The sequence below is a fragment of the Micromonospora sediminicola genome (assembly GCF_900089585.1).
GTDB lineage: Bacteria > Actinomycetota > Actinomycetes > Mycobacteriales > Micromonosporaceae > Micromonospora > Micromonospora sediminicola.
The window spans coordinates 2,702,083-2,723,451 of the sequence record NZ_FLRH01000003.1 but is presented as its reverse complement, the minus strand read 5'-3'; the positions used below and the strand labels follow the sequence as shown (position 1 = coordinate 2,723,451).

Annotated in this window: 17 protein-coding genes; 7 read left to right on the top strand and 10 right to left on the bottom strand. The window is 69.5% G+C overall.

Annotated features, from left to right (window positions below; translation table 11 throughout):
• Positions 1 to 324: 324 nt before the first annotated feature.
• Positions 325 to 3,048, top strand: a complete 2,724-nt coding sequence (locus tag GA0070622_RS13295; protein WP_091573586.1) for an ATP-binding protein — start codon at positions 325 to 327, stop codon at positions 3,046 to 3,048.
• Between the two features lie 119 nt (positions 3,049 to 3,167).
• Complete coding sequence (locus GA0070622_RS13290; protein WP_176710462.1) at positions 3,168 to 5,843, top strand: NACHT domain-containing protein; 2,676 nt, start codon at positions 3,168 to 3,170, stop codon at positions 5,841 to 5,843.
• A 598-nt stretch (positions 5,844 to 6,441) separates the two neighbouring features.
• Here the strand turns inward: GA0070622_RS13290 and GA0070622_RS13285 are convergent.
• Entirely contained in the window at positions 6,442 to 6,885 is a 444-nt protein-coding gene (locus tag GA0070622_RS13285; protein ID WP_141684557.1) for a hypothetical protein, read from the bottom strand.
• Positions 6,886 to 6,985: 100 nt separating this feature from the next.
• Between GA0070622_RS13285 and GA0070622_RS13280 the strand changes: the two genes are divergently transcribed.
• On the top strand, positions 6,986 to 8,104 hold the full coding sequence (locus GA0070622_RS13280; protein WP_245666598.1) for an IS630 family transposase: 1,119 nt from the start codon (positions 6,986 to 6,988) through the stop codon (positions 8,102 to 8,104).
• Between the two features lie 3 nt (positions 8,105 to 8,107).
• Here the strand turns inward: GA0070622_RS13280 and GA0070622_RS13275 are convergent, their stop codons facing one another.
• The 9 genes from GA0070622_RS13275 to GA0070622_RS13235 all read right to left on the bottom strand — a co-directional run bounded on the left by GA0070622_RS13275 (position 8,108) and on the right by GA0070622_RS13235 (position 16,165).
• The gene (locus GA0070622_RS13275) at positions 8,108 to 8,374 is read right to left on the bottom strand and encodes a hypothetical protein (RefSeq protein WP_091573553.1); all 267 of its coding nucleotides are present in this window, start codon (positions 8,372 to 8,374) and stop codon (positions 8,108 to 8,110) included.
• A 301-nt stretch (positions 8,375 to 8,675) separates the two neighbouring features.
• Positions 8,676 to 9,632, bottom strand: coding sequence for a hypothetical protein (locus tag GA0070622_RS13270; protein ID WP_141684556.1), 957 nt, complete (start codon positions 9,630 to 9,632; stop codon positions 8,676 to 8,678).
• 594 nt (positions 9,633 to 10,226) lie between these two features.
• Complete coding sequence (locus GA0070622_RS13265) at positions 10,227 to 11,363, bottom strand: tyrosine-type recombinase/integrase (protein WP_091573582.1); 1,137 nt, start codon at positions 11,361 to 11,363, stop codon at positions 10,227 to 10,229.
• 62 nt (positions 11,364 to 11,425) lie between these two features.
• Positions 11,426 to 11,734 (bottom strand): helix-turn-helix domain-containing protein, encoded by a 309-nt coding sequence (locus GA0070622_RS13260; RefSeq protein ID WP_141684555.1) that lies wholly within the window; start codon positions 11,732 to 11,734, stop codon positions 11,426 to 11,428.
• Positions 11,735 to 11,835: 101 nt separating this feature from the next.
• Complete coding sequence (locus GA0070622_RS33075) at positions 11,836 to 11,973, bottom strand: hypothetical protein (protein WP_245666223.1); 138 nt, start codon at positions 11,971 to 11,973, stop codon at positions 11,836 to 11,838.
• 508 nt (positions 11,974 to 12,481) lie between these two features.
• Positions 12,482 to 13,027, bottom strand: coding sequence for a DNA cytosine methyltransferase (locus GA0070622_RS13250; protein WP_091573580.1), 546 nt, complete (start codon positions 13,025 to 13,027; stop codon positions 12,482 to 12,484).
• A 47-nt stretch (positions 13,028 to 13,074) separates the two neighbouring features.
• A complete protein-coding gene (locus GA0070622_RS13245; RefSeq protein WP_425412777.1) occupies positions 13,075 to 14,052 on the bottom strand; it encodes a TRM11 family SAM-dependent methyltransferase in 978 nt (325 codons plus the stop codon).
• A gap of 4 nt (positions 14,053 to 14,056) precedes the next feature.
• Positions 14,057 to 14,941, bottom strand: coding sequence for a hypothetical protein (locus GA0070622_RS13240; protein ID WP_091573578.1), 885 nt, complete (start codon positions 14,939 to 14,941; stop codon positions 14,057 to 14,059).
• A 354-nt stretch (positions 14,942 to 15,295) separates the two neighbouring features.
• Positions 15,296 to 16,165, bottom strand: coding sequence for a hypothetical protein (locus tag GA0070622_RS13235; protein WP_091573577.1), 870 nt, complete (start codon positions 16,163 to 16,165; stop codon positions 15,296 to 15,298).
• Between the two features lie 1,084 nt (positions 16,166 to 17,249).
• Here GA0070622_RS13235 and GA0070622_RS13230 point away from each other — a divergent pair.
• Genes GA0070622_RS13230 through GA0070622_RS13215 form a run of 4 tightly spaced genes read left to right on the top strand, consistent with a single transcriptional unit; the run spans position 17,250 to position 21,302 of the window.
• Complete coding sequence (locus tag GA0070622_RS13230) at positions 17,250 to 17,627, top strand: pilin (protein ID WP_091573576.1); 378 nt, start codon at positions 17,250 to 17,252, stop codon at positions 17,625 to 17,627.
• 2 nt (positions 17,628 to 17,629) lie between these two features.
• Positions 17,630 to 18,550: a TrbL/VirB6 family protein gene (locus tag GA0070622_RS13225; protein WP_091573575.1), complete on the top strand. Its 921-nt coding sequence runs from the start codon at positions 17,630 to 17,632 to the stop codon at positions 18,548 to 18,550.
• Complete coding sequence (locus GA0070622_RS13220) at positions 18,547 to 19,518, top strand: PrgI family protein (protein WP_091573574.1); 972 nt, start codon at positions 18,547 to 18,549, stop codon at positions 19,516 to 19,518. The genes GA0070622_RS13225 and GA0070622_RS13220 overlap by 4 nt, the downstream gene beginning before the upstream one ends.
• Positions 19,515 to 21,302 carry a VirB4 family type IV secretion system protein gene (locus GA0070622_RS13215; protein ID WP_091573573.1) on the top strand — a complete coding sequence of 596 codons (1,788 nt, stop codon included), beginning with the start codon at positions 19,515 to 19,517 and terminating at the stop codon, positions 21,300 to 21,302. Before GA0070622_RS13220 ends, GA0070622_RS13215 begins: the two co-directional genes overlap by 4 nt.
• Positions 21,303 to 21,369 lie beyond the last annotated feature (67 nt).

Sequence of the window (21,369 nt, the reverse complement as noted above, 5' to 3'; positions counted from 1 at the left end):
CTCCCGCATGAGCGGACGTCGTCGGCCTGCGAACTCGAGCCACGGGTGCTGAAGCTTTCGGGCACACCGAAGAGGTCAGGCACGACAGCCGCAGAGATCAATCGCCATGACCTGGGTCTCCGGGCCGGCCACGCGCTGTCCCCGTCGCTGTCGTCCCACGCCTCAGCGCTCCCACCTGCTCCCACCGCGCTCCCTCATGGACGCATTCGGTCGACACCGGGGTGGAATTCGTCGGCGCCCTGAGGATCGCCCCGGCTCAGGGCGACATGTGGAGGCCGTCTGGCAGGATCGAACCACCTTGATGGCGCATCTCTCGGAGGTCAGATGTCCGCTGATCTTTTCGTTGGCCGGGAAGATGAGCGCTCAGCGGTCCGGACGCTGGTGGACCATGCCTGCGGTGGTCGTGGCGGCTTTTTGATCATCGATGGTCCGCCAGGTATCGGTAAGACCGCCTTGCTGCGTCAAGTCCAGCAGGCAGGCGGGCCTGCTGAGTTCCTGTCAGTGGAGTGCCACCTTCAGGTAGGGCAGCTAGAGGCATATGGGCCGCTCATTGACCTGGTGTTGTTGATCGAGCAGAACAGGCCCCGCAAGACGCGTCTCTGGCGCCGATCAAGTGACGCGGTCAAGCAGCGCTGGCCAGAGCTCCTGACTCTTGTCCCAGGGGTGGGGTCGACCTTGAAGATGGTCGCGGAAACCCTCTCCGGGCCGGTCCCCGGAGCGCCGCTGGTCGAGAACCACACCGCCGCCAGAGCGATGGCAGAAGCGCTGCTTCGCATCGTCAAGGAGCGGCATCCGTTGGTCATCTCGATCGACGACTTCCATCGCATCGATGAAAGCTCCTGCTCCGTGCTGTCTTATGTCGCCCGCGCCATCGAGGACCAACCAGTCCTGATCGTCCTGGTCGGCTGCAGCGACGAGCTCCGAGCAAACCCTGCCGCGCGTCGACTCACGGAAGACCTACTGGGAAAGGGTCTCGCTCGGCGTATGCAGCTACGTGGCCTGCCCGAGTCGGCCGTCGCCGAGTACGCCGCGCGCATGTCCGCGGATGTGACGGCTGCTGAACTGGCCCAACGCACCGGCGGCCATCCGCTGTTGCTCCGCTACTCGCTCGCTCGCAGGAAAGGCCTAGCGTTGCCGCCCGGCCCAGGTGGTCCGGTCATGGCGCACCCTGACGATGCGCGGTTGGCGGAGCAGGTACGGCAGATGGTCACCGCGCAGCTCAGCCGGCTCTCCTACGAGGATCGCCGGCTCCTGGCAGTCGGCGCGGTTGAAGGACGTACGTTTCATAGCAGCGTGGTAGCGAGAGTTCTCGACGAGCAGCGCGATCGAGTGGCCGACCGACTCCACCGGCTGGCAAGCGACACGGGATTGCTGCACGTGCTTCAGTCAGACAGGTGGGACGACTGGCTGGGAGCCGACCGTTACGCCTTCGAGCACGACCTGGTGCAAGAAGCTCTCTACTCGGATCAGAGTGAACGGCAGCGCCGGGACCGGCACCGCAGGATCGGCCACATCATGCATGAGCACTCGCAGGACTACCGAGATCTGACCCAGGGTGTGGCGCTTGAGCTCGTGCGGCATCACCGCTTGGGGCACGACTGGCTTGCGGCCGGTCGGGTGGCGCACTTCGTCGCGTGCCGACTCTCGCAGACGGGCGCGTCAGCGCCTGAGGTCATCAAGGTCGCCCAGGACGGCCTGGAGAGTATCCGACAGGCACCTGCGGGCGAGGAGGCGTCACGGATACGCGCTCAGCTGATTGAGCTTCTGTTGACCGCCAGTGAGCTGAGCTGGCGTACCAAGCCAGAGTCGGACGGGACCGTCCGGCTGGAGGCCCTTGCCTCCGAGGCCGTCTCCGCCGCAGAGGGTTCCGGTGATGTCAACCTCCGCATTCGCGCCCGCTACTTGTCTGGCAAGGTGCTGTTGTACACGCGGGGGGTCCCTACTGCGATCCCTCCTCTTCAGCAGGCGTGGCAGGAGGCACTCGACACCGGCGACCCGGTGAGCATCCTCTTGGCCGGATGTGAGTACGGACGGCAGCTACCGAAGATCGACGTCGAGGGCGGGCTCGCGGTCCTAGCTCACGCGGAGGCCACGGCGTCGGATCACGAGGCTGTACGGCAGTCGGAGGATCCGGTCGTCCAGCGCGCCCGCCACATGGTCGCCCTGCAAATCGGCGTCAACCTGTACGACGCGGGACGGCTCGGTGCCGCGCTGACCCGGCTTCGCGCCACCATCGAGCAGGTCCGCCGGCGCCCGAATCTGGGCCTGCTTCCCATCGGGCTCAACTATCTGGCACAGGCGGAAGCTGGGGTCGGAAACTATGCGGAGTCCGAACAGTGCCTGGTGGAGGCACTCGGATATCGCGATGAAGAAGAGCCTGATGGTTGGCATGCAGTGAACCTTGCCTACCTCGGCGCCCGCCGCGTTCACGATCATCAGGATGCGTCGGGACTGGAGCATCTGCGGAACGCTCAGGCTGAGGCCGCGGTGACGTGGCAGGCAAACCTCGCGCCACTGGTGGCAAACCTCTACGCGGAGTGCTTGATGGCCATGGCTGGCGTAGATCCGGCTCATGACACGCTCGCCGGGGAGATGCTGCGCACCTGCCTCGAGGAGACCCAACGCACCGGCATGAGGCGAAGCGAGATCGTCACGCTGTCCTTGCTCGGCCAGTGGCACCTCGACCACGGTGATGCTCAGCAAGCTCTCCAGTTCAGCGGACGCGCCGTCGAGCATCTGCGCGAGGCGGGATGGCGCCTCGCTGCGGTCACCGCAGAGGAGGTGCTCTTCCGGCGCGCCGCTGTGCAGCACGCACTGGGCGACATCGGCGCCGCCGAACGGTCGGTCAGTCTCGCCCGGTCGCTGGTGCTCGACAAGGCCGCAGCGTTGGGTGGCCAGCTTCGAGATCGCTTCTTGCACTGTGTGCCGATCAACCGGTCGATTCTGGAGGCGGGCGACCGTCAGCAGCAGGAAGGTGTCCACGGTCACCGGAAGGAAGGTCACACTGACCCGGCCGTCGGCGACGAGCCGCAGCAGGGGGACGGCTAATGGTCACTGGTGCGGAAGCAGCTTTGAGCCGGGCTGCCGCGCGAGTCGCAGGGCAGCTGATCGCGCGGGTGCGTCGTGACGCCCATGTCCGGCGACTGCGTGACTCCGCTCGGCCTCTCATGGCGCAGGAGACTGCCGCCGTCCTGCTGGAAGACCTGTCGCCCCGCGAGGCTTCGGGATTGGCCGATTACTTGACGTCTCCGGACTTCGAGCAGGTTGCCCTTCAGCTGGTGATCACCGAGCTGAGCGTTGGGGGCGGCGCTCGTGAGGAGCACGTGTCGGCGGTGCGTGAGCAGCTGCGCCACGGACTTCGCCTCGCTGCCGGAGTGCCGGTCGAGGGTCTGCTCGGACTGACCGACGTGGTGCTCGATCAGCTCAGGGCGGTGGCCCACTCTTCGGCAGGGTCCACAGCGACCGAGGCGTTGGCGGCCCAGGGGCACCTCACCGCCGCCGCTGCCCGCAACGGTGTCCTTCTCAGCCGTTTGCCTGAGCTCAGCCGTATTCATGCTGAGTCGGCACGCCTGCGCTCACAGGTCGCATCAGTGCACGGCGATCTGCGCATGCCGCACAACGGCAAGGTCCGCAGCGTTCCCTGGGATCAGCTCTACGTGGCGCCGTCGTTACATCTAGATGCACCTCAAGAGACCGTGGTTGTCATCGACGAGCTGGTCGATCCGGGACGCCGGCATGTGATCTTGGGCGATCCAGGGGCAGGTAAATCGACGCTGGCGGCGAAGCTTGCCCACGACTTGGCAGCCGACCCGGACGGCACTGTGGTGCCGCTACTGGTCGTGCTTCGTCACTTCTCGGCCGCCCTGGAGGCAGGTGATCGCACGCTGGTCGAGCACCTCGTGAGCGTCGCGAAGGATCCGTACAACGTCAGCCTCACCACCGACACGGTGGAGTACCTGCTGATGAACGGCCGCGCTGTGGTCATCCTCGATGGGCTCGACGAACTGACCGACATCAGCCTTCGCAGCCGTGTCGCGGACCTTGTCAAAGGCTTCGTGTTGCTCTATCCGCTCGTGCCGGTGATCGCGACGTCGCGCCGGGTCGGGTACGCGCAGGCGGCGCTCGACGCCACGCTGTTTCGTACCTGCGTGCTCGCCGCGTTCGACGCCGAACGTGTCGAGTCCTACGTGCGACGATGGTTCCGCCTCGACGACGGGCTACCGCCTGTTGAGCGAGATCGGCTGGCCAGCGCGTTTCTGCGGGAAAGCGAACGGATAGACGACCTGCGCAGCAGTCCCTTGCTGCTCAGTGTGCTGTGCTCCATGTACGCCACCGATCATTTCATTCCTCGCAATCGCGGCCAGATCTATGAGCGGTGTGCCCTGATGGTCTTCGAGCAGTGGGACCAGATGCGGGGCATTTCCCGTGCGCTGGGGTTCGAAGGCCGAGTCCGTTCCGCCGTTCAAGACCTCGCGTGGACACTGCTCACCCGTCACAAGGTTCCGGAGCAGCCGCGCAGCCGCATCAAGGCGGCCCTGGAGCGACATCTGACCGGCAAAGGATTCGACGAGGACCAGGCGGCGGCCGTGGCGACGGAGTTCCTGGACTACTGCGCCGGGCGTGCCTGGATCTTGGTGGAAGTCGGCTCTACCGCTACCGAACCGATCTTCGGGTTCTCGCACCGCACCTCCCTGGAATACTTCGCCGCGGAGCATCTCGTACGCCGAGCGAGAACTCCGGCGAAGGTCTGGAAGCAGCTCGCGCCACACGTGCGCCGCAACCAGTGGGAGGTCGTAGCCCAGCTCGCGCTGCAGCTGATCGACCGCAACGTCGACGATGGCGGTGACGCGGCGCTTCGACTCGCGCTCGACGACGTCGACCGGGTGACAGCGCAAGACGAACGAGACGCGCTCCTTGCCTTCTGCGCACGTGCTCTTGGTGACGTGTGTGTGACGCCGGAGGTGACGTGTCGAGTCGTTGACCTCGCAGTGAGCCGCTCATGCGCCTTCCAAGAAGCCGATCGTTTTCAGGTGATGCCGACAGTTCCCTGGGCGTTGGGGGTAGCGGATGGCCCGCTGTACGCCCTGCTATTTCAGAGCCTGCCGGGGAACCTCACCTTCATCCGTCGTAGGCTGGCAGAAGCCTTCGGTGATCGGCTGGAAGCAGATGATGACGTAGCCCATTTCATCCTGTCCGTGCTGTCTCGACGACTGCTCACCGAGGATCAGGAGCGTGCGGCGGTTTGGGCGGAACTGCAGGAAGAATTGAAGGAGCGGCACGAGCTTGCGCATGAACGGTGGCGTCATAGGCGGCCGTGGGCGCAGCTCAGAGATGCCGGTGCCCTGAGCGACGTCATCGCCAACTATGGCGCGCTTCCCCTCTATGTGTCGGACATGGCGCTGAGCGGGGCGGGATATCCATGGGTGGTGGGACTTCTCGTCGATGACATCGGCGTCGCACCTGACCAGTCCCATCCGTTGAAGGAGACTGCGCACCTCGTGCGGGAGCAGCTGATAGCCCATGCGGTGCCGTGGTTGCCGCCCTTCCAGGCAGAGTCGTCCTTCACGTTCCGGCGTATCGAGGAGGAGCCCGTACCACCGTCGGGCGAGGATCTTTCAAGCCATCTCGTGCTGTCGCTGCCGTACCTGGAAGCGCGTGTGCCTCCCACGCAGCCTATCCACGTTTTCGATCTTGCCCGGGCGGGTCGTGATGGCGACGAGCAGGCGCAGAAGGCCTTCGAGCGCGAGCTCGACAAGAGGGCGGTACCTCTACACGTGCGGGAGTTCTTGGTCCGGTGGGTTCAGGGCTTGGTGAGTGTGGTGGGAGACGCAGGACCGACCTGAGTCGAGCCGCCTCGGTTGCCTGGACGGTTCAACCTTCGACCGGACGCGGCGGCAGCATCCGGCGATCTCCAGACGCTCGCGGTCGCCGCCCGGCGCCGGCCGGTCCTCCGTGGTCAAAGCGGCTGCGGCCAGGCGGTCCTGCCGCGCTACACCTGTCATCGACGCAAACGACGGACTCACCGAGGCGTCACTCCATTCACACCGAGCCCTACTACCGTGCGAGAACACCACGTGGGCCGCCACACGGACGGAACACAGCGATGAAGTTCGTCATCGTCGGAGGAATCGTCCAGATCGGCGCCTGACGCCTGCGCCGCCTCTACGGCCTCAGGGAACACCGCCCGATCCGTGGCGAAGTTGCCCTTGCTGCCGATTCAGTAGTTCCACACACACCCCGGGTGCGGCACCGTCTCGTACAGCTTCGACTCTTCATCGTGGGTGGAATGCCTGACTCGGCTTCGCGTCATGTCGGTCTCCCCTACCGCCACGCGCCGTCGGGGCCGAAGACGAACTCCGCGTCCGGCCCGGGACTGGCCGCCGCGGCAGCCGGTCCTCACCACAACGCGTTGCTCGTGTCGGCGGGTGGGAGCGTGCAGCTTCACCCGCTGCCGGTCGGTGTCTGGCGAAAGCTGGCGGCGATGCGGGCCAAGTGCTCCCCGTAGGCGGGGTCGTCAGCCTCATATCGACCCTGGCGACCGTCGTGGGGTGGGTTGAGCCAGCGGTGGCATTCGCGTGGCTGCTCCCGCTGCGCGCGCAGGATCATGCGCAGCAGCACCGGCCAGTAGACCAGCTCCGCCCGCCAAGCGCCTACGTACGCCGCCTTGAGGTGCGCCAGCACCGGACGGCGCCGCCGGTGGGTGTGACCGATCACGGTGACCGTCTCGTAGCCCATCCCGGCGAAGCCGCCGATCACGTACAGCTTCGCACCGGCGGGGAAGATTTTCTGACTGCGATGGGCGGCCAGCGGCCCGCGCGGGCTATACGGATACGGCAGCAGGTTCCCGACGATGCACCACTGCGGGCCTGACGGCTGCTCCCCCACGGGCATCAGGCTAGTGCTCTGACCACGAAGGTTCGCGGTGTTCGATGACACGCCGTCCGGCCTGGCTGACGGACGGCATCGCGGCCATCAGGCTGTGGCGGTGGCAGAACCCGTGCGCGTCCGGCGGCTCAGCGACCAGGAGGGTCAGCAGCTGCTGAGGATCACCCGTCGTGGTACCGGCTCGGCAGTCCGATTACGGCGGGCCATGGTCGTGCTCGCTTCAGCCGGTGGGAACACCGTGCCGGCGATCGCCCGGCTGGTGCAGGCGGATGAGGACACGGTTCGGCAGGTCATTCACCGGTTCAACGAGATGGGCATGGTCAGCCTGGACCCTCAGTGGGCGGGTGGCCGTCCCCGCCTGATCAGCGACGATGACGAAGCGTTCATCGTCGAGACGGCCAGCGCCCGCCCGGAAGCACTGGGGCGGCCGTTCACCCGCTGGAGCGTGCGGAAGCTCGCCGACTACCTCACCGGCCATGCCGCCCGCCGAGTTCGGATCGGCCGGGAGCGGCTGCGACAGATCCTGCATCAGCACAGGATCACGTTCCAGCGGACGAAGACGTGGAAGGAGTCCACCGACCCCGATCGGGATGTCAAGCTGGCCCGCATCGAGTACGTCACCGCGCATTTCCCGCAGCGGGTGTTCGCCTTTGACGAGTTCGGGCCACTGGTCATCCGTCCGCAGGCCGGTGCCGGGTGGGCGCCGTCAGGGCATCCGCAGCGGCTGCCGGCGAACTACCACAAGTTGCATGGGGTCCGGCAGTTTCACGGCTGCTACAGCGTCGGTGACGACCAACTTTGGGGTGTGGTCAGACGTCGCAAGAGCGCCACCAACACCCTGGCCGCGCTCAAATCGATCCGGGCCGCACGTCCGGACGGGGCGCCGATCTACGTCGTCCTCGACAACCTGTCCGCGCACAAGGGCACCAAGATCCGGGCGTGGGCGGCTCGGAACAAGGTCGAACTGTGCTTCACCCCGACGTATGCGTCCTGGGCCAACCCGATCGAAGCGCAGTTCGGCCCGCTGCGGACCTTCGTGATCGCCGGCTCCGACCACCCGAATCACACCGTCCTGACCCGCAAACTGCAGGCCTACCTGCGCTGGCGAAACGCCAACGCACGCCACCCCGACGTTATGGCCGCCCAACGCCGCGAGCGCGCCCGTATTCGCAGCGAACGCCAACAAGTCTGGCGACAGCCGACCACACGTGCTGCCTGAGCGTCACGCGCCGGTTGGCCGCCCCACCTCGCCAAGCGCATCCAGTAACCGCTGCCTCGCCTCCTGCAGCCGGACCGGGTAGTCCGGCCTGAACACCTCCACCAGCGAGGTCTCCAGCGCACCCGAGATGCGATACAGCGGTGACCACACCGCCCGGTCACGATCGACCAACTCGTCGAAATCGGCAGTGCCCATCATCCGATGAAGCCAGTCCGAGAACACCAACGCCTCGTCCCGGCTCAGCCCGATCATGAAGTCATCCTCCGCCACCGCGCCGAGGCTACCGTCCGCTCAACACCGCGAACGTTCGTGGTCAAGGCACTAGCGACTCCGCAGGTCGGGATCGACTGGTTAGCGATCAGCCCGGGACACGCAGAGCGGAGCGTCCTGACCCAGACCCTCGGCCCCTTTCCACCAGTCGCCTCGTCGGACGATGCGGGGACTCAGCCGAATCCGGACGGAGGCCCGCGGCGAGGCGAGAGCTTCGGCGAGTTCGGCGTCAGTGGCTCAAATTGAACGATGGCTGCCTCATCGTTGCGCGGCTGGCGGGTTGCACCTGCCTCGCTCTTGCTTACGGATGCTCACCCGGGGGTCCGGGGAGGGTGCCGTGCTTGTAGAAGCGCGCTCGTTGCACCTCGGGACGGATGATGGCCCGCATGGCGGTACGGAGTTCTGTCAGCGACTGCACCAGTTGCGTCTGCTCGCAGCCAAGGGGCTCGGAGAGTTCGGCGGTCAACAGGCGGGCGTGCCAGCCGAGGTATACCCCGATCGACCGGATCGCGAAGGCGTCAGCTGAGTCGGACAGGACGTAGCCCAGTAACTGATCCATGAATTCCGGTAGCGCCGGTGCGGGGTCGGCATACACCTTGATGTCGACCAGGCAACCACCGAGGACGAGGTCTCCGACAGCGAACGCGTCGTACACGGGCTGGGTCACGCGCGGGGTCCCGAGTCGCATCATCTCCCCGCGTCCGCCGTCGAGGTAGGCGCGCCAGAGCGTCGGCATTGCGTCGGCGACGCCAGCGGGGTAGGCGTTCGGCCAGACCTTCTCCTGCATGATGCGATACAGGCCCTGCCACTGCTGCCGGTCGGGCCGGCCCGTCCTGCGGAGCAAGCCGGCGAACTCGGACAGGTTCCACACGTCCCTGTGTAAATGCCCGTCGGCCGTCCCGGAATTCCAGTCGGTCCGTCGTCTCCAGCTATTGAGTCCGTCTGGGGTTGGCGATGGAATGTCGACCTTCTGGAGGCCGGCGGCTATCAGGACCCGTGTCGCTTCCTGGGGTGGCAGCATCGGCAGCAGGTCCGGATACGGTGCCTGGTCTGCCAGGTCGAAGCCGAGCCGCATCTCGAAGGCGCTCCCCAGTCGGGGGCGATCGGACGGGTCGAGGGTTGTGGGCGCCGGCACCTGCGTGGCCAGAGCCAGCTCCCGTGTCCACCGGGTCACGACAGAGTTCCGTCCAGGTAGCTGGTGTCGCAGGAACGTCGACAGTGAGGACGATGGGTTTCGAATCTCATCGATCAACGTCACGGGTCCATCGTTGCATCGTCCTCTGACAGAGCTGAGGGAGCGGTAGCGCAGTGCGGCCCCGGGCAACGGCGTAGGGCGAGCCTGAGGGGGTGAGCCAGCGTGCCGCACCGGTTAGCGGCATGGCTCGGCCACGTTGTCGGTCGGAGATCGTCGGGCCATCCGAACGGGTCGAGGCTGTTGCCGTGGCCGTGTCGCCAGGTGCCGTAACCGGTGCGGGAGACGTTCCAGTGGTGGTGGCAGTAGGGCGCGTCGCAGGGCCACAGAATCCGGCGTCGTCGTAGAAGCCCGCGGTCCACACCAGCGCATGCCGATACGGCGAGGTTAAAGCGGCGGCTATCCGGGCGGCTTCGGTCGGATCGACCGGGCGGCCGTGGCCGTTGCCGGCCTCGACGCCGGAGAACAGCAGCCACCACTGCTGGTCGCCGTGGCGCTGCCGGACTGCGTCGAAGGCGTCACGTTCCTGAGGTCAGCGCTGCGGCCAGTCAGCGGGCCTGCCGCCGGGGCGGCGAGTTCGACGTGCGTCGCGATTCTCCTGCACATGGCGCTGGCTACGAACGCCTGCAGCATGTGTCCTCATCCTTCCCCATGGGGCTGTCACGCGACCGGACGCAGCCGCCGGACGGTGCCGTCGCCGCGCTCGGGTTTGGTGGTGTCCCAGCGTCGTTGCAGGGCGTCGACGAGGTTGGTGATCATGGGTTCGGTGACGTGGCTGTAGATGCCTCTGACGCCGGCGAGGCGGTGTCCGAGGCGGCGGGCTTGGGCGATCTCGGGGATGCCGTCTTCGATGAGCCACGTCTTGTGGGTGTGGCGTAGGTCGTGGAAGTGCATGCCGGGCAGGATCGGCGGGGTACCCCGCTCGAGTTTTCCGGCGACGGCGGGGGTCCAGGCGCGGCGGTTGAAGTTGGAGCGGCGTTGGTGGTAGCCGCGGGCGCCGGGGAAGACGGTGTGGTGGGGGTGGTTGGCGAGGTGAGTGGTAACGAGGTTGGTGAGGAAGCGGGGTAGGCGGATGTGGCGGACGGAGTCGTTGGTTTTGGGTGGGCCGAGGTACAGCTTGCCTTCGACTTCGTGCAGGGCGCCGACGTCGGGGTGGATGTAGATGCTGCCGAGGGTGAGGTCGAGGTTGTCGCGGTGGAGGCCGGCGATTTCTCCCCATCGCATGCCGGTGTAGGCGGCGGTGAGGATCATCAGCCCGTCGGATGGGCGGGCTTGGCGGGCGACGATGGCGGCGACCTGCTCGGCGGTGGCGTGAGGTCGTTCGGCGCGGATGCCTTTGGGGATGCGGATGCCTCGGCAGGGGTTGAAGGGGAGCCGGCGGTCTTCGACCGCTTCTTGCAGGATCATCGACAGGACCATGATCACGTCGGCGACGGATCGGGGTGCCAGGCGGTTGCCGAGGGCGACGGCGAGGGTCTTGATGTGTTGGCGGCGGATGTCGACCAGGGGCAACGGGCCGAGGGTGGGCAGGATGTGCAGCCGTAGGTGGCTGCGGTAGGCGGCCCAGGTGGCGGGAGACGCCTGGTGGGTCTGTTCCCAGATGTGGACCCAGTCGCTGAGGGGGATGCGTCCGCCGCGCGGGTCGATGAAGGTGTCGCGGGCGACTTCCACGTCGATTTCCTTGGCGCGGATGGCGGCGTCGGTGCGGCGTTCGTGTGTGGAGTCGGTGGTGACGGTGCCGTCGGGCATGCGGAGGCGGACACGGAATTTGGTGCCGCGCTTTTCCACCCAGGCCATGGGTTACTCCGATCGGGTCGGTTCGGGTGCGGCGGTGATTGACGCGTGACTTCGGGGGGCGCTCAAGTCGTGCCGGTGGGTGGTGGTGGTCGCTTGGCCCGTCGCCGTCCGGCGGCGGGTTCGGCGGCGGCGGCGATGATGGCGGCGAGGTCGGCGGCGGAGAATCGCAGGTGCTTGCCGAGGAAGGTGCGGGGGATCTGGCGGCGCCCGGCGCGGCGGCGCAGCCAGGACTCCGGGACGCGCAGCAGCGCCGCGGCCTCCGCGGGGGTGTAGAGGCGCGGGCCTTGATCGTCGGATAGATCACCAGCATGGGCGGGTGGAGGCGTGGGCGGCGGTAGCCGGCGTCGGGATCGCGAAGGGTTCAAAGGCATAGTGGGCTCCCGGGAGCGTGGAGGTGACGTGGCCAAGGCGGACGGGGGTCTCCGCGGGCAGCCGCATGAGGCTGCCCGCGCAGAGTTCCGTGTGGTGGCGTTCAGCGGTGGCGGCAGAGCAGGAGACGGAGGGCGGTCGCCGCTTGGGCGGGGACGACGCCGTTGCCGAGGACGCGCAGGGCGCCGGTGCGGGGGAGATCGAGGGTGGGGTCGGTGACCCAGTGGTCGGGTAGGCCCATGAGCCATTCCACGAACGGCGGTGCGAGTACGGGCTTGCCGTGCTGGCCGGGTTGGGTGGGCGCGGGAACGGGCCGGCCGATCAGGAGCTCCCAGCGGGCGATCGCCGGTGCGTAGATTCCCCAGGTCGCCTGATCGGGTGTTCCCAGGCTGCTGGTGGTGAGCTGGGCGACGGTGGTGCGTAGGTCGGGGCCGCCGTCGCCGTGGTGGCCGGGGCCTCGCGCATCGGAGGCCCGGGGCGTCGGGAGGGCAGGCGCTGCGCATCGCACGGCTGCGGACGGCAGGGTGAGGTCCCCGTGGGAGCCCCGTTGTCCCGGGCAGCCTTTCTGCCCGTCCGTCGCCCGAGGAGTGGGCAGGAGCACCTGTGACAGCGGCGGCCGGAAGCCGTCGCCTGCCCGGCGGCCGGGGGTGCCGGTGTCGCTGGCGCGTGGGGTCGGCAACAGCTGGTGGCGGCTGCCGTGGGATTCGATGACGTCGGGCAGCCCGTTCTGGTGTCCGGGTCCTTTGCCGTCACGGGCGCAGGGTGTCGGGAGTGTCCGCACGTTCTCCCCCGCCTCTGGTGGTGGCGAGCAGGAACAGCCGGTCGCGTCGGTGGGCGGCGCCGATGTCGGATGCGCGTAGGCATAGCCAGCTCGTGTCGTACCCGAGCGTGGCCAGGTCGGTGTGGACGACGTCGAGTCCGCGCCTGCGGAGGGCGGCGACGTTCTCCACGAACACGAGGGGTGGTCGAAGAAGGCGAAGGGCTCGGGTGATGTGGTGCCAGAGGCTTGAGTGGGGGCCGGTGATGCCGGCGCGTTTGCCGGCGTTGGAGATGTCCTGGCAGGGGAAGCCGGCGGTGAGGACGTCGACACGGTCGACCCGGGTCCAGTCGACGGTGCGGATGTCGCCGAGGTTGGGCACCTGCGGCCAGTGGTGGGCGCAGACGGCACGGGCGTGTCGGTCGGTTTCGGCGTACCAGGTGACGCGGCCGCCGAGCACCAGTTCGACGGCCAGGTCGAGGCCGCCGTATCCGGTGCACAGCGATCCGATCCGCGGCCCGGGACCGTGGTCACTCACGCCACCTCCCGCACACCGGTCCGGGCCTTGGCGCCCTCGGGTGGTCGTCAGTCATCGGCGACCTCCGCGGGCAGTTCCGGCCGCCGGAAGATCAGCACGTCCTCGTGGGTGATCAGGTGCAGCGGGGCGCCGCCGGTGCGGGCCTTGCGCACGGCTTGGAGTTGGAAGAACGATGGCCGGGCGACGAGCCGCCCGTCGCGGACCGCGGCGAGCAGCGCGACGCACCGCTCGGTGGGGATGAGGCCCGCGCGGACACCAGCGGCGATGACCGCGCTGGGCAGGTCGACGAGCTGGCCGTTCTTGCGCCACGGGCGGGCGGTGACCACCACGGTGCCGCCCGGGCGCAGCAGGGCGGCGCAGCCGGACAGGATCTGCTCGAACCCGTCGGTGAGGCCGGTGAGGTCCCGGTAGGCGAGGTTCCCGCGGTCGGTGCCGTCGTTGTAGGCGTTGTCGAACTTCGCCACCCCGTCGGCGCCGGGTCGGACGAGGCCGTGAACGGTGGGCCCGTACGGCGGTGAGGTGACGACCAGGGCGACCTGCCCGGTGAGGGCGGCGGGCAGCAGGGATCGCAGGCGGGTGGCGTCGCCGCGGACCACGGAGGCCCGGCCGCCGGCGCCCTGCTGCTGCGCGTGAGTGATGTTCGCGTCCGCGATGTTCGACCATCGCGGCTCGTACTCCACCCCGATCGCGTCGCGGCCCGTGTGGATCGCTTCGACCAGGGTGGTGCCGATCCCGCACATCGGGTCGAGGATCAGGTCGCCGGGCTGGGTGTAGGCGGCGATGGCGTGCGCGGCGATCGCGGGCAGCATCCGCGCGGGGTGCTTGACCGACTCGGGCACGTAGCGGCCGCGGCGCTGCACCGGCCCGGTCCGCTGGGCGGTCGCCCACACCGACAGTCCCTCCGGCCCGTCCAGGACGCGGCGTTCGCCGGTGTCGCGGTGGCGGTCCTCGTAGAGGCGGTGCTGGCCGTGGTGGGTGTCCTCGACCGGGTCTGTCGGCTGGTTCGGGTCGGCGGTGAAGGGCAGGTCCTCAGCCACGGTGACCACCTCGCGCGCGGGGATTCCGCTGGGGCGTCGGCGCCTGGTGGTGGGTGAACACCAACAGGTCCGCGTGCACCTGCAGGTGCGCCACCGTCCACGGCTGCTCGGCCTGCGTGGCGAGGGCGAGGAGTTCCTCGTCGGTGACGTGGTAGACGAACGCGTCGCCGCACGTGTCGGCGGTGACGGCGACGATGTGCTGCAGGTAGCCCAGCCCGACGGCGGCGGCCGCGTGCACGACGGGGGTGAAGTCCTGCGGGGCGGCCGCGCTGGCGGGGGCGGTGACGACGAGGATCAGGCAGCCGCCGGAGTGCAGCAGCCGCCCGCAGGCGGTCAACAGCCATGCCAGTCGGATGCGGTTGGTCGCGTCGGCGGTGTCGAGGGGCCAGCAGGCCACGACCAGGCTGGTCGCCTCCGCCAGGGACGCGCCGTCGGGCACAGGGGCAGCCGGGTTGCTGAACGGGGGCAGGTTGGTGTCGGTGAGGTCGTCACCGAACCAGGCGGCCGTGTCCGGCAGGTCGCCGTTGTCGGGCTGGGCGGCCGGGTCGGTGCGGGTCGGCGGGCCGATGATCAGGCTGGACGCGTCGGTGAACCAGCCGGGGTGGTGCCGGCGCCCGCCCGTGGTGCAGGCGCTGGTGAGGGCGTGGTCGGTGGTGAGGTCGATGACCGCGTCGCCGGGGCGGCTGTAGGCGGCCACGAGCCGGTAGGCCAGCCGGGCGCCGATCGCGCGGCCGGTGTCGGCGTCGGTGCGGGCGGTGCGCCACACGGTGATCGGGACCGGCGGGTCACCGGCCACCAGGTCGATGAGGGTCGGGTCGACATGCGGGTCGACGGGGTGGGCGGGGTCGTGGTGGTGCTGCGGCGTGTGCTCGCTCATCTGGATGTCGGCTCCGCGCCGCGCGGGTGGTGCGCTGACATCCCCAAACCGGCGGTTGTGTGCTCTGACGAACGCCCCCGGTTCTCACAGCGGCTCGCAAGCGCTCACGGTCAGGGGTTCGTTGCGCTCACATCGCAGGTCAGCGGTGGTATAGCCATGGGCTGGTGAGGGGGTGGCGAGCACCCCGTCTGTTGGCTCCAGGTGCGCCCGCTCAACCCGGCTGGGCGGGGCGGGGTGTGGGGTTGGGCTGCTGTGCGGTGGGGACATGCGGCGGCGCCCTCACCGGAGAGGGTGAGGGCGCCGCCGGGTGTTGCGAGTTCGGGCCGGTCAGGCAGGGCCGTGCCAGTGGACGCCTCAGGCGGCCGCCGCGGCTTCGTTGTCGAGGTGTGGTCGGCTGGTGGTGGTCCGGCCGGCGCGGGTGGCTGCTCGGTGGTCGGCTTGCGCGGCGAGGGTGGCGGCGGCGTGCGGGGAGGCGATGCCGGTGAGCAGGCCCCTGTGCAGTGCGTCAGCGATGCGGGTGTCGATGCGGCCCAGACGCATGCGTAGGGCGTCGACGGTGATGCCGAGTCCGGCGGCGATCGGCTCGATCGCCCGCCGCCCGAGCCGCACGTCGATGTAGGGCTGTTCGTCGTCTAGGTCGAGGATGCCCAGGCCGACGGCGCGGCGCACGAGCACGTCGGGGTGTCCGTAGGGCACCTTGGGGGTGCGGGAGCCGGGCAGGTGGTCGACGTCGGCGATCGAGGTGTACTCGCCGGCCTGCAGGCGCAGCCGGTGCCCGGCGCGCCACGCCGCCCGGCACAGCGCCGCGTACGGGGCGTCGCGGGTCAGGTCGACGCGGTCGCGCAGGGCGGTGAGGAATCCGGTGAGGATCTCGGCGTCGATGTCGTCGGGGTCGCCGTCGTAGCCGGCGCACAACTGGCCGGCGTAGCGGCGCAGGGCGGGCATGGCCATCCCGACCGCGGCGATCACCCACGCCGGCCCGTCCAAGCGGGCACGGCGGATCAGCTCCCGCCACACGCCGTCGCGTAGCGCGTATGCCTGAGGGTGACGCAGGAGCCAGTCGCGCAGCGCCGGCAGTGTCATGACACCCGACCCCGCGGCGTTGGGCACCCCGCAGGCATCCATGTCGAGTGTCAGGGGTGCTGGCTCGCTGGTCAGGGCGGTGAAGGCGGCGTCGGCGGCTGCGAGCGGCGAGGTTGGCCAGTCGGTGGCGGACAGGCTCATGTCACAACTCCCCTGTCGAAGATGACCGCCGGTTCGGCAAGGTCGCGATGTCACGGCGGCGCGGCGGTACCGATTGGGCCACGGCCGTCACACAACCCGCTCACAGCGCAGGCCATGGCCCTACGGGGGCGGCGCCGGCACTCGTGACACCGCCACAGGCAGGCAACCCGTGACATCGAGGCATGTCGTTGGCATTGGATCTGTCAGTGCCGTTGAGCTGGGCTGTGACATAGGCCAGGCGCTGATGCCACCGGCCGCCGAGGGCAGAGCCGTCGACAGCCGGATGCAGCGCGACGGGGTTGCCGCCGGCCGGAGGTGACACTCACCGCCGCTCACGGCCGCTCACAACGACTTACATCCCGGCACCTGTGACATCGGGCGACCACGACGATGTCACCGATGCCGCGTCTGGCGCGACGCGGCATCGACGTCCATCAATGCCCCCCCCCCCCCCCACGACGTCACAACGCCGGGCTGACACCGAGACCTGAGGTCAGTCAGCGGCAGGATGGCAACGCATCGGTGACATCGGCGGTGATGGTCGCAGGAGGTGTCGTCCGCGCCGTGTCATCGGCGCCTATCGCCAACGTGGGCGGCCTTCAGCGGTGCTTCGTGTGTGACAGCCGTGCCTGACATCGCCACGACGCGACCAGGTGTCGCGCGTCGGTGGTCCCTGGCCGACATCCGCCATCACGTCGAGGCGGAGCCCCATCGGCGCGAGATGGAGTTGCTGTGGGCCGCTGTGAGTGGCGGTGATAACCGGGGGCGTTCGCCAGAGCACACAACCGGCGGTTTGGGGGTGCGGGACTTCTCGTCGCCCATCGTGTGGCGAGGATCCCGCCCGCCGCCGGGTCCGCACCTAGTCGGGCCGCCCGCCGTGCCGGCCGCCTCGGGTGCCGCGCAGTGCTTGGTGCGCTGACACCTCATCGAACACCCGCTACCCGACAAGGGAGGAAGGGCTCCTCCCGGGGACGGTCTGGTTCGCCGCGCGTGCCGTCCGCGGGCCCGGCGGCGGTCTCCCGTGACCATCCGCTAGCACCCCGCCGCGTCCCCGGACGTCGGCGGGGCCGGAGGTGAAAGAGTCATGTCCCGCATGTCGGCACGTTTTCGTGCTCTCACCAACGTCCCCGTCCTGCGCCGCCTCGTCCCGGTGGCCGTCGGCGTCATCCTGGTCGTGGCGGCGCCGGCCGCCGCGCACGCCGATCCGGGTTCGCCGGCGATCGTGGCGGTGAACTCGCTGCCGGTTGTCATCGCCAATCTGCGGGCCTGGCTGGTCGGCATCCTCGCCGCGCTGGCCACCTTGTTCCTCGTTCTGGCCGGCGTCTACTGGGCCACCGCAGGCGGCGACCCGGCGCAGGTCGAGCGGGCCAAGGGCGCACTGAAGAACGCCCTGGTCGGCTACGGCTTGGCCGTCCTCGCCCCTGTCCTGTTGCAGGTCGTCCAAGGCATCGTCGGGGGCTGACCATGGGCTGGCTACTCGACCAGATCCTGGACTGGCTGGCGGCGGCGATCCTCGCGAGCCTGGACGCGCTGTTCGGGGTGATCAGCAGCGCGCTGCTGATCACCCCGAAGGTCACCGCCCTGCCGCAGGTGCAGGCCCTGACGGGCCGTTCGGTGCTCGTCGTCGACACCGTCTTCGTCCTCGCCTTCGTGGCCGCCGGGGTACTCACCATGACCGCCGGCGGCAGTGAAACCACCCGCTACACGGCCAAAGACTTGGTTCCGAGGCTGGTCGTCGGGTTCGTCGCCGCGCACTTCTCGCAGCTGTGGTGCGGCATGCTCATCGACCTGGCCAACGCCCTGACCGGCGCGCTCACCACACCCGAGGGCGACAGCGACGGCGCGCTGCGCGCCATCAAGACGCACATCCTCGCCGGGCAGGACAGCACGGCGGTGCTGCTGTTCGTGATCTGCGTGGCGATCATCGCCGTGCTCCTCGCGGGCACCGCGTTCAGCGTGATCGTCCGCTTCGCCGTCGTCATCGTCCTGACCGCCTTCGCCCCACTGGCCCTCGCGTGTCACGCGATGCCGCAGACCGAACCGGTCGCCCGCATGTGGTGGCGGTCCTACACCGGTGTCCTCGCCGTGCCCGTGGTGCAGGGCTTCACCCTCTACGCCGGGCAGTGGATGCTCACCGACCCCGAGCACCTGCTGCCCGTGCTCGGGCTGCCGGTGGATCCGGGCGGCGCGATCAACCTGTTCGTGGTCATGGTCATGCTCTGGACGACGCTGCGCGTGCCGTCCCTGATGCGCCGCTACGTGGCCGCGGGCAACAGCGGCCGCGGGGTGAACATGCTCGGCGCGGCGGTGCGGGTCATCGTCGTGCAGCAGGCCACCCGTACGGTTTTCGGCCTCGGCCGCGGGCTGAAGGCGGTCGGCCGATGAGCCGCCACGACGAACGCGCCGATCCGGGCAGGGTGCGGATGCCCGCGGACGTCGACGCTCCCGACAAGGTGCTGTACGGGCTGACGTTCCGGCAGCTGGCGATCCTCGCCGTCGCCGCCCTCGCCTTCTACGGCGTCTGGCGGGCCCTGCATCAGGTCGTGCCCGCGCCGGTGCTCGTCGGCGCCGCCGTTGTCGGCGGCGGCCTGGTTTTCGGTGTCGCTGTCGGCCGGCGCGACGGCCTGCCATTGGACGGGTGGCTGCTCGCCGCCGTCCGTCACGCGCGGGCTCCGCGCGCGCTGTCGACAACGGACACGACGTCGAAGACACCGGACTGGGTGCAGGCGCCGACGACGAGGGTGATGCTGCCGGCGCCGCTGAAGCTGCCCGCCGACGCCATCGACGACGCAGGGGAGATCCGGCTCGGCGCCGCGCGAGCGGCGATGGTCGCCACGACGAACGTCAACCTCGCGCTGCGTACCGGCGATGAGCAGGCGGCCCTGGTCGACACTTTCGGCCGCTGGCTCAACAGCTTGTCGGCCCCGACGCAGATCGTGGTGTCGGCGCAGCCGGTGGACCTGCACTCGGCCGCCCACAGCCTCGCCCACGCGGCCATGCGGCTGCCGCACCCGGCGCTGACCGACGCGGCCTGCGACCACGCCCGCTTCCTCGACGACCTCGCCGCGCGCAAGGATCCGCTGCGCCGGCAGGTCCTCATCGTCACCGGCACGCGCGCCGGTGAGCGTGGCGAGCACACGGCGCGACGGCGCGCCGATGACACGGTCCGCGCCCTGTCCGGTCTCGGCGTCACCACCCGGGCGCTGGACGGGCCGGCGGTCACCGCGGCGCTCGCCGCGGCCGCCGACCCCTACCGGCCGCCCCGGCCCGGCGGCCTCGCGGCACCCGACACCGTCATTACCTCACCCACGCCCCATCGGCGTCACCGGCACGGAAGGAGCCGACCGACATGAAGCTGCGCCGCAGATCCCAGCCTGCCGACGGTGGCTGCCAGCCGGACGGGCTGGCGGCCGCCGTCGCCCCCGCTGCGGTTGAGGTCACCCCGCGGTTCCTGCGCGTCGGGGATGGCTACGCCGCCACCCTCGTGGTGACCGGCTACCCGGCCGAGGTTGGCCCGGCCTGGCTCGAACCCCTGTTGTCGTGGCCGGGCCGCCTCGACCTCGCCCTGCACATCGACCCGCTGCCCGCCCCGGTCGCCGCCGCCCGGCTGCGCAACCAGCGGGCCCGCTTCGAATCGTCCCGCCGGGCCGACGCCGGCCGCGGCAAGCTGCCCGACCCATCCGTGGAAGCCGCCGCCGACGACGCCGCGGACCTCGCCCAGCGGTTGGCGCGCGGTGCGGCGAAGCTGTTCCGCGTCGGCCTCTACCTGACCGTGCACGCCCGCACCGAGGACGAACTCTTGGAGGCGTGCGCGCAGGTGAAGGCGGCCGCCGCGTCCACGTTGATCGAGGTGCAGCCGGCGACGTGGCGGCACCTGGCCGGGTGGACCACCACCCTGCCGCTGGCCACCGACAGCCTGCAGATGCGCCGCACCATGGACACCGCCGCTCTCGCCGCCGCGTTCCCCCTGGCCTCTGCGGACCTGCCCGCGCCGCTGCCCGGCGACCCGCCCGCCGACGGCGGGGTGCTCTACGGGATCAACCCCGACTCCAGCGGGATCGTGTGGTGGGACCGCTGGGCGCAGGAGAACCACAACAGCGTCGTTCTCGCCCGCTCGGGCGCCGGCAAGTCGTACTTCGTGAAGCTGGAGATCCTGCGCAACCTCTACCAGCAGGTGCAGGTCGCCGTCATCGACCCCGAGGACGAGTACCTGCGGTTGGCCGACGCGGTCGGTGCAGCCGTGGTCCGCCTCGGCGCGTGCGGGGTGAAGGTCAACCCTCTCGACCTGCCGGCAGGTGACTCCCGCCCTGACGTGCTCACCCGCCGTGGCCTGTTCCTGCACACCCTCATCAGCGTGCTGCTGGGTCAGCAGCCGCCACCGGCGGAACGGGCGGCCTTGGACCGGGCGATCCTGGCCGTCTACCGGCATGCGGGCATCACCGCGGACCCGACCACGCACCACCGGCCCGCCCCACTGCTTCGTGACCTCGCCGGCTGCCTGCACGCCGACACCGATCCCGCCGCTGGGCAGCTCGCCGCCCGCCTCACCCCCTGGGTCGACGGGTCGTTCTCGCACCTGTTCGACGGGCCCACCACCACCCGCCCCGACGGGCACCTCGTGGTGTGGTCCCTGCGGCACCTGCCCGACGAACTGCGCACCGTCGGCACCCTGCTCGCCCTGGACGCGATCTGGCGGCAGGTCGACTCCCCCGGCCGTACGGACGTACGGCGGCTCGTCGTCGTGGACGAGGCGTGGCTGCTCCTGCGCGACGGTGAAGGCGCCCGGTTCCTGTTCCGCATGTCCAAGGCCGCCCGCAAACGCCACGCCGGCCTGACCGTCATCACCCAGGACGTCGCCGACCTTCTCGGCACCGACCTCGGTCAGGCCGTCGTCGCCAACGCCGCCACCCAGATCCTGCTCAAGCAGGCCCCACAGGCCATCGACGCCATCGGCGACGCCTTCGGGCTCACCGCCGGCGAACGGCGGCTGCTCCTCGCCGCGCGGGTCGGCACCGGACTGCTGATCTCCGGTACGAACCGGACCGGCTTCGAGGCCATCGCCTCGCAGGCGGAGCACCAGCTGTGTACGACCCGCCCGAGCGAACTCGCCGACCTCGACGGGGGAGACGACCTGTGACCCCACCCGCCGCAGACCCCGCGGCCATCCTGACCTTCACCCCCCATCCGACCGGCCCAGACGCCGA